Raw genomic sequence first — 12879 nt, forward strand, 5'->3', positions numbered from 1 at the left:
AACGGCCTCTCACCCTAACCCTCTCCCCGTTTTACGGGGAGAGGGGACTACCCTGCAATTTCCACAACCCCTCAAAGCTCCGACTTGATATCACCCATCCGGTTCCACGCATCCAGGCCGGCGATCTTGTAGGCTTCGGCGAGTGTCGGGTAGTTGAAGGTGTTTTCGACGAAATATTCGACCGTGCCTTTGAGGTTCAACACGGCCTGGCCGATATGAACGAGTTCGGTCGCCCCTTCGCCGACGATATGGACGCCAAGCAGGCGGCGGGTTTTCAAGGAGAAAATCAGCTTCAGGAGGCCGGTGTCGAGGCCCATGATATGACCGCGTGATGTCTCGCGGAAACGGGCGATGCCGCATTCATAGGGGATATGCCGCTCCTTGACCTCTTCCTCGGAGAGCCCGCAGGTGGAGATTTCCGGGACGGCGTAGATTCCATAGGGGAAGTACTTCGGCGGTTCCTTGGCGATGGCGCCGACGGCGACGCGGGCGGCGATACGGCCCTGTTCCATCGAAGTGGAAGCAAGGCTCGGGAAGCCGACGACGTCGCCTGCCGCGAAAATATGCGGAACGTTGGTGGCAAAGGTTTCCGGATTGACGCTCAGGCGCCCGCGACTGTCGGCCTCGAGACCGGCGGCGGTAAGGTTCAGCGTGTCGGTGGCGCCCATGCGGCCGGCGGCAAACAGGACCATGTCGGTGACGATGCGGCGGCCATTGTCGAGCGTCAATTCCACCTTGCCGTCCTGGTGGACGACCTTTTCGGCCTTCTGCCCCAGCAGCAGCTTCATGTTGCGGTCGCGAAGCTGGTAGATGAAATCCTCGACGATCTCCTTGTCGATGAAGTCGAGCATGGTCGACTTCGGATCGATCAGCGTTACCTGCGTGTCGAGGGCGCTGAAGATCGTCGCATATTCTATGCCGATGACGCCGGCGCCGATGACGACCATCGAGCGGGGCAGCATCTCGATCTCCAGCAACTCGTCGCTGTCGAGAACAGTCTTGCCGTCGAAGGGCATATAGTCTGGGCGGAACGGCTTGGTGCCGACCGCGAGCAGGATGCTGGTGCCGGAGACATGAATGATTTCTCCATCGTCCTTGACGACCTGCATGGTCTGGGGATCGATGAAGCTCGCCTTGCCGCGAATGTGCTGGACGCGATTGCGGGCGAACTGATGCTCCAGCACCTCGACTTCATGATCGAGGGTGATCAGCAGGCGACGGCGGAGGTCCTCGGCGCTGATCTCCTGCTTGACCCTATAGGCGCGGCCATAAAAGCCGCGCTCGCGCCAGCCGGAGAGGTTGAGCGCGGTCTCGCGCAACGTTTTTGAAGGAATGGTGCCGGTGTGGACGGAAACGCCGCCCACACGCTTGCCCTGTTCGATCACAAGCACCTTCTTGCCGAGCTTGGCGGCCTGAATGGCGCCTCTGCGGCCGGCAGGGCCACTGCCCACGACGAGGAGATCGAATTGGTCCATCGGGAAGCCTCGGATGTTTGATTACGGAATCAATGTCGCAATGCAACATGCTGTCCGTCAACCGGTAGCTGCTCAATGTTACAGATTATCTAACGGGAAAGGTCCGATACTCAGGAGTTTGAAAGGCCGAGCCACGGCTCCAGCTTTTCAAACGTCCGGTCCATCGCATAGGCGCGGGTGAAGGAAAACGGCAGGTGCCCGTAAATGATCGACATCTGGCTCTCTGCGATCGCTTCGCCGGTCTTGGCAATCGCGGCGAGATAGAGGGCCGAAGCCAGTCCGGTGCGGTCTGAACCCGCCTGGCAGTGGATCAACAGCGGCTTCGGCGCATCGCGCATGATCTCGACCAGCTGGGCGGCCTGGGCCTGGGTCAGTTCGTGGGCGGAGGACATGCGGAAATCGATGTGATCGATATTCAGTTCCTTGGCCTGGGCGACTTCGCTGTCATACCAGGCGTGGCCGGTATTGTTGCCGCGCAGGTTGATGATGGTCTTGATGCCATATTGCTTCTGCAATTCCGCAATTGTCGACGCCGATGGCTGCGATGAGCGGTAGACCTCGCCTGCGATGACGGGATGGAAGTTCGTCGTCCAGAGCATATGCGCGTAGAAGCCGGTGGCGATCAGCGCAAAGGGGGAGAGTGCGAGAAGCACACCGCGGCCGATGCGGCGCAAGCGACGAGAGAGCGGCGATGAGGTCTTCGGCATGTAATCTCCAGGAGCGTTCAGCCAGGAACGACAAGGCGCAATCAAAACAACGGCTTCCTCCGGCAGGCACGCCGATAAGGAGCATCGTCCTTTTGTCAGATCATCCTGACGCCTACCTGAAAAATGCAGACGGAGATCGCGGAATGAAGATGGAGCGCGCCGCCGGCGTCCGCGCCATTATGCGCGCGGAGAAGTCTCATTAAAAACAATAATATATGAATATATTCTAATGTAATTTCTTATGCTGATGAAAGCGATCTAGAACAATCGCAGCGCCTTGAAACTGACATGGCCGTTCTTGCCGATGATAATATGATCGTGAACGGCGATGCCCAGGGGGCGAGCGGTCTCGACGATCGTCTTCGTCATGTCGATGTCGGCGCGCGAGGGCGTCGGGTCGCCCGAAGGGTGGTTGTGGACGAGAATCACGGCCGTGGCCGAGAGTTCGAGCGCCCGCCTGACCACTTCGCGCGGGTAGACCGACGTATGGTCCACAGTGCCCAGGCCCTGCACCTCGTCGGCAATCAGGGCATTGCGTTTGTCGAGAAACAGGATGCGGAATTGTTCGCGCGTCTCGTGCGCCATCGCGGTGTGGCAATAATCGATCAGCGCCTTCCAGGACGAGAGCACCGGTTTGCCCGTCAGCTCGCTTTTCAGCATGCGCTGCGCAACGCTTGCCACCAGCTTCAGATCCAGCGCGACGGCTTCGCCGACGCCATTCACCTCTTGGAGCAGATTGGTGGATGCGCCGAAGACGCCGCCGAGCGTGCCGAAGCGTGCAAGCAGTGCCTTGGCGATCGGCTTGGTATCGCGGCGCGGAATGAGCCTGAAGAGCAGGAGCTCGAGGATTTCGTAGTCGGCGAGTGCGGTATCGCCGCTGTCGCGATAGCGATTGCGCAGGCGCTCGCGGTGTCCGTGATAATGGGCCTCAGGTGTAGTTGACGCGCTCGGCGGCTTCGCCGGTTTGTCGCCTCGGGTGGGCTTGGCGGCTCGAGGAGCAAAGAACAGCCGCTCGTCGAAAAGCGATGCGTCCTCCAGCCCATCCGCCACCCCGCCGCCATCGAAGGGCATGTCACCATGTCCGGAGGAAGGAGCGGGGCGTTTCGCCATGAACTATGCCTGCAGCGGCGGCAGGCCGGGGCGATCGAGACCGCCGGGCGACAGGGTGAAGATCTCGCAGCCGGTGGCCGTGATGCCGATGGTGTGCTCGTATTGCGCCGAGAGCGAGCGGTCACGCGTGACGGCGGTCCAGCCGTCGCCGAGCACCTTCACATGTGGCCGGCCGAGATTGATCATCGGCTCGATGGTGAAGATCATACCTTCGCGCATTTCCGGGCCTTCGCTGGCGCGGCCATAATGCAGAATGTTCGGAGAATCATGGAAGAGGCTGCCGACGCCGTGGCCGCAGAAATCGCGAACGACGGAGCAGCGCTCCGCTTCGGCATAGGTCTGGATCGCTTCGCCGATGGCGCCGGTCCGGATGCCGGGACGTACGACGGCGATGCCGCGCATCAGCGATTCGTAAGTCACTTCCAGCAGCCGCTCCGCCGAGCGTTTGATTTCGCCGACCGGATACATGCGGCTGGAATCACCGTGCCAGCCATCGAGCACATAGGTCACGTCGATATTGACGATATCACCGTCGCGCAGCGGCTTGTCGTTGGGAATGCCGTGACAAACGACGTGGTTGATCGAGGTGCAGGAGGATTTCGTATAGCCGCGATAGTTCAGCGTTGCCGGATAGGCGCCGTGATCCATGCCGAACTCGAAGACGAAGCGGTCGATGACATCGGTCGCCACGCCGGGTGCGACGATCGCGGCCAGCTCGTCGAGGCAGCGGGCGGTAAGCTGGCAGGCCTTGCGCATCCCCGCGAAGGCATCCGGTCCGTAGAGGCGAATTGCGCCTGTATTTTTCGCCGGCGCGGTCGCCGCCTCGATGTAGTTCACCATGATCAGCCTTCAGCAGAAATTTTATACTTGGTATTTAATGCAGCTATGCCGGGTTCGTCTATCGGGATCAACCCTGCGGGCGTGATTTCCGTGGGCGAAACCCTGCATTTCAGCGCGTAGACTTCGACACCGCGCTTCAAGGCCCGCTGGAACGCGGTGGCGTAGACGACATCGAGATCGCCACAGACGCGAAAGCTTTGGCAATCGTGCCGTTGGATCACGAACAGCATGACAGCGCGGTATCCCGCCTCAACCATATCGCCCAGCTCTTCCAGATGCTTGGCGCCGCGCGCCGTGACCGTATCGGGAAACTCGGCAAGGCCCGGCTGGCGCATGAAATGCACGTTCTTGACTTCGACATAGGTGGTTGTCCTGAGCGGGTCGGTCAAGAGCAGGTCGATGCGCGAATTGCGGCCGTAATTCTGCTCGCGCCGCACCGTCGTATAGTCACCGAGATCGGAGACTTGGCCAAGGGCGATCGCTTCCGCCGCCGTTCGGTTCGGCATCGCGGTATTGACCCCGACCGTGGTGCCGTCGGCTTCGATCAGTTCGAAGACATGGCGATATTTCCGCTTCGCGCCATCGTGCTCCGATAGCCAGATGCGGGACCCCGGCGTCGTCAGGCCTTGCATCGAGCCGGTGTTCGGGCAGGAGCCGGTGATGATCTCGCCACTCTCCAACTCTGCGTCGAAGAGAAAGCGCTTGTAGCGGGCGATCAGCCGCGCGGGAATAAGGGGTGGATTGAAAAGCATGGGATGTTGCCGCTCAGGCGCGCTCCATCACGAAGCTGCCGGGCGCCTCCTCGAGAGCGTTGAGGGCCGCGCCGCCGGGCTTGCGGGCCTCGGTCATGCGGCTGTCCTGCTTGAGGATCCAGGCATGCCAGTGCGGCCACCAGGAACCGGGCGTTTCGCTCGCTTCCGTCAGCCATTGATCGTAGTCGCCCTTGATCGGTCCGCCGGTCCAGAACTGGTATTTGTGCTTGTCCGGAGGGTTGACGACGCCGGCGATGTGGCCGGAGCCCGTCACGACGAATTCCACCGGCCCGCCGAAGAATCCGCTGCCAACGAAGACGGATTTGGCCGGTGCGATATGATCCTCGCGCGTCGCCAGATTGTAGACGGGGATCTTGACGTCCTTCAGCGACAGCTTCTTGCCGTCGAGCACCATCTTGCCCTGGCTGAGTGCATTGTCGAGATAGCAATTGCGTAGATAAAACGAATGGTTGGCGGCGGCCATTCGCGTGGAATCCGCGTTCCAGAACAGGAGATCGAAGGGCAGGGGATCCTGACCTTTCAAATAGCTGTTGACGAAGTAGGGCCAGATCAGCTCCGAGGCGCGCAGCATGTTGAAGGCTGCCGCCATCTTCGAGCCTTCGAGATAGCCGATCGCGTTCATTTGCTGTTCCAGAGCCTCGATCTGCTCCTCGTCGACAAAGATTTTAAGGTCGCCCGCGAAGGTGAAATCGACCTGTGTTGTCAGGAATGTTACCGTGCGGATACGCTTGTTCTTTTCCTTGGCGTGTAAGGCGAGCGTGGCCGCCAGCAGCGTGCCGCCGACGCAATATCCCACGGCGTTGACTTCCGTCTCGCCGGTCGCCTTCTCGATTGTCTCCAGCGCGAAATCGATGCCCTCGCGCGCATAGGACGTCCAGTCCTTGGCCGCGTGACGGCGATCCGGGTTCACCCAGGAGATGACGAAGACGGTGTGCCCCTGTTCGACGCACCATTTGATGAAGGATTTCTGCGGGTTGAGATCGAGAATGTAGAACTTGTTGATCCAGGGCGGGCAGATCAGCAGGGGCCGTTTCAGCACCTTCTCCGTTGCCGCATCGTATTGGATCACCTGGCAGACATCGCTTTGCGCGATCACCTTGCCGGGCGTCAGCGCCATGTCCCGTCCGACGGCGAATTTCGTCATGTCGGTCTGGCGCACGCGCAGCTCGCCTTGCCCGGCGCTGATGTCCTCGGCAAACATCTTCATGCCGCGCACCAGGTTTTCCGCATTGGAGGCAACGGTTTCCCGGTAGAGCTGCGGATTGGTGGCGATGAAATTGGCCGGCGACAGCGCCGCAGTGATCTGCCTGGTGTAGAAGGCGGCCTTGTGGCGCGTGTGCTCGTCCAGCCCTTCGGCGTCGGTGACCAGTTTCTCCGCCCAGCCGGCGGTCAGCAGATAGGTCTGGCGCAGGAAATCGAAGAAGGGGTTCTTCTGCCAGTCCTCGTCGGCAAAACGCTTGTCCTTGATCGGCTCGGCTTCAGCCACAGCAGGCGAATCGCTGCTGAGGCGCTGCATGGTCTTCGTCCACAGGCCGAAATAGCCAGACAGCAGATAGGTTTGTGCCTCCAGCGTCCGGCGCGGATCGGAAAGCCAGTATTCGCCGATCTTGGAAAGCGTCTTGACCATGTCGGTTATCGGGTCGGCGACGGTATCCACTTTCTCGCCGCGTTCACGTGGCGCGAGCCAAGCGGAAGCGGCCTTGCCGAGGCTTTCCAGCGCGCGGGCGAAGTTCACGGCCATCGCTTCGGGATCCCTGACGATATAGGGTTCGACCGATTTCGGATCGAAACCGGGAAAGGCGCCGTTGCCTTCAGTTTTATCCCGCTTGCTGTCGGTCACGCATCATCCTCCCGGCGGCAAATCTCTTTTGTTTTCCATTTGTACATCTTGCGGGAAAAGGAATACAAGTCGAATGAAACGCAACCCTGCTCTTGCTTTGCCGCTGCGACAAATTTAACAGTCGCATCCCATAGCAAGGGAATAGGGCAGGACGACAATATGGGCGGCGGCATGGTGGCAAGACTAAACCGGTATTCCGTACTTAGCGGTGCTTTGTTCGGCATTCTCGCGCTGGCGCTTGCCGGTTGCTCTACCCCTGAAGAGAAAGCGGCCTTCGCCAAGCGCAAGCAAGCGCCGCAGGCCGTGGTTGTCAGATCCGTCGATGGCAAGCCCGTCGATGAGGGCAGTACGCAGCAGCACTACAAGGACGGCTACCCCTCCTTCAACGCTCCGCCGACGGCGGCGAATGTCCAGATCAACGATCAGCAGGCATCCGACATCGGCAAGCAGCTGTCGTCGCTCGGCGCGCAGCGCAAGGCCGGCACGATTTCGGAAGCCGAATACCAGAAGCGCGTTGCCGACATGCGCAAGCTTGCCGCCGAACACGGCCAGGATACGTTGTCGGAAATTCAGCAAGGCGGCGTGCAGCCCGGTCAGACGCAGAATTAGCCTTGCGTTTCAGGCGATTTGGACGCAAAGCGTTCGGATAGGCCGAATTTCGATGTTTCTTCCTGGTTGAGAGCGCTTTGCGTTTCTCGCCGCCCAAGATTCACCGTATCCTTCGTGTCAGCTTGAGTGCGGTGCCGCGATTCCGGAGTTCGTATCGCGGGTCACCGGGAGATCGACGAACTTCATTGCGGTTGCAAGGGCCGCTGTCCCATGGGGAAATAAATGGAAGAGTTTCATAAAGTCCGGCGTTTGCCGCCCTACGTCTTCGAACAGGTCAACCGTTTGAAGGCCAGCGCGCGAGCGGGCGGGGCCGACATCATCGACCTCGGCATGGGCAATCCGGACCTTCCGACCCCCAAGGCTATCGTCGACAAGCTGTGCGAAGTGGTCCAGGACCCGCGCACGCATCGCTATTCCTCCTCCAAGGGCATTCCGGGTCTCCGCCGCGCGCAGGCCGCCTATTATGCCCGCCGTTTCGGCGTGAAGCTCAATCCGGATACGCAGGTGGTCGCCACCCTCGGCTCGAAGGAAGGCTTCGCCAACATGGCGCAGGCGATCACGGCGCCCGGCGACGTCATCCTCTGCCCGAACCCGACATATCCGATCCATGCCTTCGGCTTCCTTATGGCGGGCGGCGTCATCCGCTCGATGCAGGTCGAGCCGGACGACAGCTTCTTCCCGCCGCTCGAGCGCGCCGTGCGTCACTCGATCCCGAAGCCGCTGGCGCTGATCCTCAACTATCCGTCCAACCCGACGGCCTATGTCGCGACGCTTGATTTCTACAAGGAAGTCGTCGCCTTCGCCAAGAAGCACGACATCATCGTGCTGTCGGATCTCGCCTATTCGGAAATCTACTTCAACGACACCCCGCCGCCATCGGTTCTCGAAGTGCCGGGCGCGATGGACGTCACCGTCGAATTCACCTCAATGTCGAAGACTTTTTCCATGCCCGGCTGGCGCATGGGCTTCGCCGTCGGCAATGAGCGCCTGATCGCCGCCTTGACGCGCGTCAAATCCTACCTCGACTACGGCGCCTTCACGCCGATCCAGGTTGCGGCAACCCATGCCTTGAACGGCGACGGTTCCGACATCATCGAAGTACGCAACATCTACAAGCGCCGCCGCGACGTGCTGGTCGACAGCTTCGGCAAGGCCGGCTTTGAGATTCCGCCGCCGGCCGCGACCATGTTCGCCTGGGCCAAGATCCCGGAGAAGTTCCGTCATCTCGGTTCGCTGGAATTCTCCAAGCTGCTGGTCGAAAAGGCTGACATCGCAGTGGCTCCGGGCATCGGCTTCGGCGAAATGGGCGACGATTATGTTCGTATCGCGCTGGTCGAGAACGAGCATCGCATCCGTCAGGCGGCGCGCAATCTGAAGCGCTTCCTCTCGACTGCGGATGAGACCATGCATAATGTGGTTTCGCTGAACGCTCATCGCTCCTAATTTTTCGCGGCAGCCGTTCCCACGGCTGCCGTCCCAAGACATTGATCAGGAACTATCCATGGCAGATGCCCTCAAAATCGGCGTTGCGGGCTTGGGTACCGTTGGTGCCTCGCTCGTCCGCATCATTCAGAGCCGCGCCAACGAGCTTGCCGTCACCTGCGGCCGCCCGGTCAAGATCGTCGCCGTCACGGCGCGTGATCGCAGCAAGGATCGCGGCATCGACCTCACCGGCATCGAATGGTTCGGCGGTCCGGTCGATCTGGCGCAGAAGGCCGATATCGATGTGTTCGTCGAGTTGATCGGCGGCTCCGAAGGGGCTGCCAACGCTGCCGTGCGCGCGGCGCTTGCCCGCGGCCTGCACGTCGTCACCGCCAACAAGGCGCTGCTGGCCTATCACGGCGTCGAGCTTGCCGAGATTGCCGAGGAGAAGGGCGCTTTGCTCAACTTCGAAGCGGCGGTCGCCGGTGGCATTCCCGTCATCAAGGCACTACGGGAATCCTTGACCGGCAACACGGTTTCGCGCGTCTACGGCATCATGAACGGCACCTGCAACTACATCCTGACCCGGATGGAGAAGGAGGGCCTGTCCTTTGCCGATTGCCTGAAGGAAGCCCAGCGTCTCGGTTATGCCGAAGCCGATCCGGCCTTCGACATCGAGGGCAACGACACGGCGCACAAGCTCGCCATTCTGACGACGCTTGCCTTCGGCAACCGCATCGCGGCCGACGACATCTATCTCGAGGGGATCACCAATATCTCCATCGAGGATATTCGCGCCGCTGCCGACCTCGGTTACCGTATCAAGCTGCTGGGCGTCGCCCAGCGCACCGAGACCGGCATCGAACAGCGCGTCCATCCGACGATGGTGCCGCTCGATTCGGTCATCGCTCAGGTCGATGGCGTCACCAATGCCGTGGCGATCGAATCCGACATTCTCGGCGAATTGCTGATGGTCGGCCCCGGTGCCGGCGGCAACGCGACAGCCTCTTCCGTGCTCGGCGATATCGCCGATATCGCCAAGAGCCAGCCGGGCGCGCAGCGCGTACCGGTGCTCGGCCATCCAGCCAAGGCGCTGGAGCCCTATCGCAAGGCGCAGATGCAGAGCCATGAGGGCGGTTATTTCATCCGCCTGACCGTTCTCGATCGCACCGGCGTTTTCGCCAGCGTTGCGACCCGCATGGCGGAAAACAACATTTCGCTGGAATCGATCGTGCAGCGCTCGACGCAGCACCTGTCGCCGTCCCACCATCAGACGATCATCCTCGTCACCCATGCGACGATGGAGGATTCTGTGCGCAAGGCGGTTGCCGCGATCAAGACCGAGGGTTATCTCGTCGGTGAGCCGCAGGTCATCCGCATCGAGCGGCCGAAGGAATAATCTGACGCGCAGCCCGTTCCGGTAAAGCGGAGCGGGGTCGTCCAATTCTGGGAGACATGGTGGAACAACCGGCAGATCCTGTACAGCGGGCATTTCTGGGCGTCGAACGCTCCGTCTCCGGCAATCGCTGGGTCTCCCGGCTCGACCAGGCCGGCCAGAACCGGGCGCTGGCCATGGCCCAGACTTACGGCTTGCCGGATCTGATCGCCCGCGTTCTCGCTGGTCGCGGCGTCGGTGTCGACGAGGCCATGGCGTTTCTCGATCCAACCATCCGCAGCCTGATGCCGGATCCCTATTTGCTGACCGATTGCGAAAAGGCCGCCGGGCGCCTGCTGCGCGCCGTCAAGACTGGAGAGACTGTCGCGATTTTCGGCGACTACGACGTCGACGGCGCCGCGTCTTCCGCGCTGCTCTACCGCTTCCTCACCCATTTCGGCGTGCCGGCCAGCATCTATATTCCCGACCGAATCTTCGAGGGCTACGGCCCCAACCCCGCCGCCATCAACCAGCTCATTGACAATGGCGCGACGCTGATCGTTACCGTCGACTGCGGCTCCACCAGCTTCGAATCACTGGAGGCGGCGAAGGCCCGCAACATCGACGTCGTCGTCATCGATCATCACCAGGTCGCGCACGAGCTGCCGCACTGCCATGCGCTGGTCAATCCGAATCGTGAGGACGATCTGTCGGGGCAGGGGCATCTCTGCGCCGCCGGCGTCGTCTTTCTGGTTCTCGTTGCCGCCTTGCGGCAGCTGCGCGAGGCGGGCGACGCTCGCGTCCGCTCCATCGATCTGCTGGCCTGGCTCGATATCGTCGCTCTGGCGACCGTCTGCGATGTCGTGCCGCTGAAGGGGTTGAACCGCGCCTATGTCGTCAAGGGCCTGATCGCCGCCCGCCATCAGGGCAATCCCGGTCTTGCGGCACTGTTCCGCAAGGCCGGCCTCGGCGGCCCGGTATCGCCCTATCATTTCGGCTTCCTGATCGGCCCGCGTATCAATGCTGGCGGGCGAATCGGTGATGCCGCCCTTGGCGCGCGCCTGCTGACCCTCGACGATACGAGCGAAGCCGAGACCATCGCCGAGAAGCTGGACGAGCTGAACCGTGAGCGCCAGGCCATGGAAGCCGCCATGTTGCAGGAGGCGGAGGCCGAGGCGCTGGCGGAGTACGGCAATGGCGATGGCGCCTCCGTCATCGTCACGGCGCGGGAAAACTGGCATCCGGGTATTGTCGGCCTGATCGCATCGCGGCTGAAGGACAAATTCCGCCGCCCGGCCTTCGCGATCGCCTTCGATCCCATGGGCAAGGGCACCGGTTCCGGCCGCTCGATCAACGGCTTCGACATGGGCCGCATGGTGCGCGCCGCTGTCGATGCCGGTCTGCTGGTCAAGGGCGGCGGCCACGCCATGGCGGCGGGCCTGACGGTGGAGCGCGGCAATCTCGGGAAACTGCGCGCCTTCTTCACCGAGAAGGCGGAGAGGCAGGTGCCCGGCCTCGTTGCCAACGAAACGCTGAAGATCGACGGCGCTCTCGGCGCCAGCGGTGCGACCGTGGATCTGATCGACCAGCTCGAAACCGCCGGCCCTTACGGCTCCGGCCATTCGCAGCCGATCTTCGCCCTGCCGAGCCATCGCCTGCGCGATTCGCGGCTCGTCGGCCAGTCCCACATCAAGGTCACGCTGGAAGCACAGGACGGCGGCCGCCTTGACGGCATCGCCTTCCGCGCCGCCGAGACGCCGCTCGGCGAACTTCTGATGTCGTGCCGCGGATCGCAGATCCACGTCGCCGGCACGCTCGGCGCCGACCACTGGCAGGGCAACCGCCGCGTCCAGTTGCGTGTGACGGATGCAGCCAAGGCGCCTTGAGGGCAAAGTGGTATCGCTGTGATAGCGACGTAAATTCAAAGATTTCAGGGGGGAAACAGTGGCACGCCCTAGGGGAGTCGAACCCCTCTTTACAGAATGAAAATCTGTCGTCCTAACCGATAGACGAAGGGCGCGTGCTGTGGCGCCCTTATAGTCAGCACCTTTTGATCCCGCAAGCGGAAAATCGAGAAAAATCCACGACTAGAGGCAGATTTTTCGAGGCGATTGTGGAAAAGTTCATGGCAGGCTTTTGTTGGTACAGCGAACGGGAGAAAGTTCGAACCAGTTATGGTTGGCGGTTCTTGAAATGTCGACGTGGGCGGACGTTCTGAGAAAGACAAGCTTAGCTAAGCTCGCTACCGGTTCTGCCCTCGAATAGTCGCCGCAGGGTACCGGGTAGCATCAATTCCGATCAAATTTCCGCTCTCCTTCGTTTCGAGGGCGGAATATTTTCTAGGGCATTCAACTTCGCTGGATCAGCCTTGGTATTGGCATTGAATACCCCCCACCCTCTATCGCCAGCGGGTGGTACAAACTCTATTCCTTGATCTTCATAAAAGCGCTGAAGTGAAGCGACGTAGTGCACGATCACGTCGTCGCCTCGCTCAATTCGCTGAATGGTTTTGCGCGAAACTCCGACCACAGCTTCGACGTCGTCCTGGCTGAGGCCGAGGAACTCTCTAGCGATCTTCAAGATTGGGCGTGGCACCGTTTGCATAAGGATTCATAACCACAGTTTTTCGGGTAGGGCAAAACGCGCGAGCAATAAATGTTGACGCCGGCATTCGTTTGCGCATATTCAGACGCCAATGGCGCCGTAAAGTCTTATATGGTTCGATTCC

At 61.1% G+C, this 12879-nt stretch carries 11 protein-coding genes and 1 tRNA gene; 4 read left to right on the top strand and 8 right to left on the bottom strand.

Annotated elements, in window-relative coordinates:
• Positions 1 to 71 precede the first annotated feature (71 nt).
• From sthA to phaC, 6 genes are all read right to left on the bottom strand, one after another.
• Positions 72 to 1475, bottom strand: coding sequence for a Si-specific NAD(P)(+) transhydrogenase (sthA, locus tag EX00_RS04555; RefSeq protein ID WP_047454602.1), 1404 nt, complete (start codon positions 1473 to 1475; stop codon positions 72 to 74).
• A gap of 110 nt (positions 1476 to 1585) precedes the next feature.
• Entirely contained in the window at positions 1586 to 2182 is a 597-nt protein-coding gene (locus tag EX00_RS04560; RefSeq protein ID WP_047454604.1) for a dual specificity protein phosphatase family protein, read from the bottom strand.
• Positions 2183 to 2440: 258 nt separating this feature from the next.
• Positions 2441 to 3292: a RadC family protein gene (radC, locus tag EX00_RS04565; protein ID WP_047454606.1), complete on the bottom strand. Its 852-nt coding sequence runs from the start codon at positions 3290 to 3292 to the stop codon at positions 2441 to 2443.
• Positions 3293 to 3295: 3 nt separating this feature from the next.
• Complete coding sequence (map, locus tag EX00_RS04570; RefSeq protein ID WP_047454607.1) at positions 3296 to 4132, bottom strand: type I methionyl aminopeptidase; 837 nt, start codon at positions 4130 to 4132, stop codon at positions 3296 to 3298.
• A gap of 2 nt (positions 4133 to 4134) precedes the next feature.
• Positions 4135 to 4884: a DNA/RNA nuclease SfsA gene (gene sfsA / locus EX00_RS04575; RefSeq protein WP_047454608.1), complete on the bottom strand. Its 750-nt coding sequence runs from the start codon at positions 4882 to 4884 to the stop codon at positions 4135 to 4137.
• A 13-nt stretch (positions 4885 to 4897) separates the two neighbouring features.
• Complete coding sequence (gene phaC, locus EX00_RS04580; protein ID WP_047454610.1) at positions 4898 to 6745, bottom strand: class I poly(R)-hydroxyalkanoic acid synthase; 1848 nt, start codon at positions 6743 to 6745, stop codon at positions 4898 to 4900.
• Between the two features lie 159 nt (positions 6746 to 6904).
• Here phaC and EX00_RS04585 point away from each other — a divergent pair, with 159 nt between their 5' ends.
• From EX00_RS04585 to recJ, 4 genes are all read left to right on the top strand, one after another.
• A complete protein-coding gene (locus EX00_RS04585) occupies positions 6905 to 7354 on the top strand; it encodes a hypothetical protein (protein ID WP_047454612.1) in 450 nt (149 codons plus the stop codon).
• 222 nt (positions 7355 to 7576) lie between these two features.
• A complete protein-coding gene (locus tag EX00_RS04590) occupies positions 7577 to 8797 on the top strand; it encodes an LL-diaminopimelate aminotransferase (protein WP_047454614.1) in 1221 nt (406 codons plus the stop codon).
• A gap of 58 nt (positions 8798 to 8855) precedes the next feature.
• Positions 8856 to 10175, top strand: a complete 1320-nt coding sequence (locus EX00_RS04595) for a homoserine dehydrogenase (protein WP_047454616.1) — start codon at positions 8856 to 8858, stop codon at positions 10173 to 10175.
• A 56-nt stretch (positions 10176 to 10231) separates the two neighbouring features.
• Positions 10232 to 12037 (top strand): single-stranded-DNA-specific exonuclease RecJ, encoded by a 1806-nt coding sequence (recJ, locus tag EX00_RS04600; protein WP_155294020.1) that lies wholly within the window; start codon positions 10232 to 10234, stop codon positions 12035 to 12037.
• Between the two features lie 59 nt (positions 12038 to 12096).
• On the opposite strand, the gene EX00_RS04605 is transcribed toward recJ, so the two are convergent.
• Both EX00_RS04605 and EX00_RS04610 read right to left on the bottom strand, forming a co-directional pair.
• Positions 12097 to 12171, bottom strand: a tRNA-Glu gene (locus EX00_RS04605).
• Positions 12172 to 12449: 278 nt separating this feature from the next.
• Positions 12450 to 12755, bottom strand: a complete 306-nt coding sequence (locus EX00_RS04610) for a helix-turn-helix domain-containing protein (protein ID WP_047454619.1) — start codon at positions 12753 to 12755, stop codon at positions 12450 to 12452.
• Positions 12756 to 12879 lie beyond the last annotated feature (124 nt).

The organism is Martinezella rhizogenes (assembly GCF_000799715.1).
Lineage (GTDB): Bacteria > Pseudomonadota > Alphaproteobacteria > Rhizobiales > Rhizobiaceae > Rhizobium > Rhizobium rhizogenes_C.

Coding starts and splice junctions, on each gene's coding strand:
- sthA (WP_047454602.1), bottom strand. CDS start 1,475: ATGGACCAATTCGATCTCCTCGTCGTGGGCAGTGGCCCTGCCGGCCGC.
- EX00_RS04560 (WP_047454604.1), bottom strand. CDS start 2,182: ATGCCGAAGACCTCATCGCCGCTCTCTCGTCGCTTGCGCCGCATCGGC.
- radC (WP_047454606.1), bottom strand. CDS start 3,292: ATGGCGAAACGCCCCGCTCCTTCCTCCGGACATGGTGACATGCCCTTC.
- map (WP_047454607.1), bottom strand. CDS start 4,132: ATGGTGAACTACATCGAGGCGGCGACCGCGCCGGCGAAAAATACAGGC.
- sfsA (WP_047454608.1), bottom strand. CDS start 4,884: ATGCTTTTCAATCCACCCCTTATTCCCGCGCGGCTGATCGCCCGCTAC.
- EX00_RS04585 (WP_047454612.1), top strand. CDS start 6,905: ATGGGCGGCGGCATGGTGGCAAGACTAAACCGGTATTCCGTACTTAGC.
- EX00_RS04590 (WP_047454614.1), top strand. CDS start 7,577: ATGGAAGAGTTTCATAAAGTCCGGCGTTTGCCGCCCTACGTCTTCGAA.
- EX00_RS04595 (WP_047454616.1), top strand. CDS start 8,856: ATGGCAGATGCCCTCAAAATCGGCGTTGCGGGCTTGGGTACCGTTGGT.
- recJ (WP_155294020.1), top strand. CDS start 10,232: ATGGTGGAACAACCGGCAGATCCTGTACAGCGGGCATTTCTGGGCGTC.
- EX00_RS04610 (WP_047454619.1), bottom strand. CDS start 12,755: ATGCAAACGGTGCCACGCCCAATCTTGAAGATCGCTAGAGAGTTCCTC.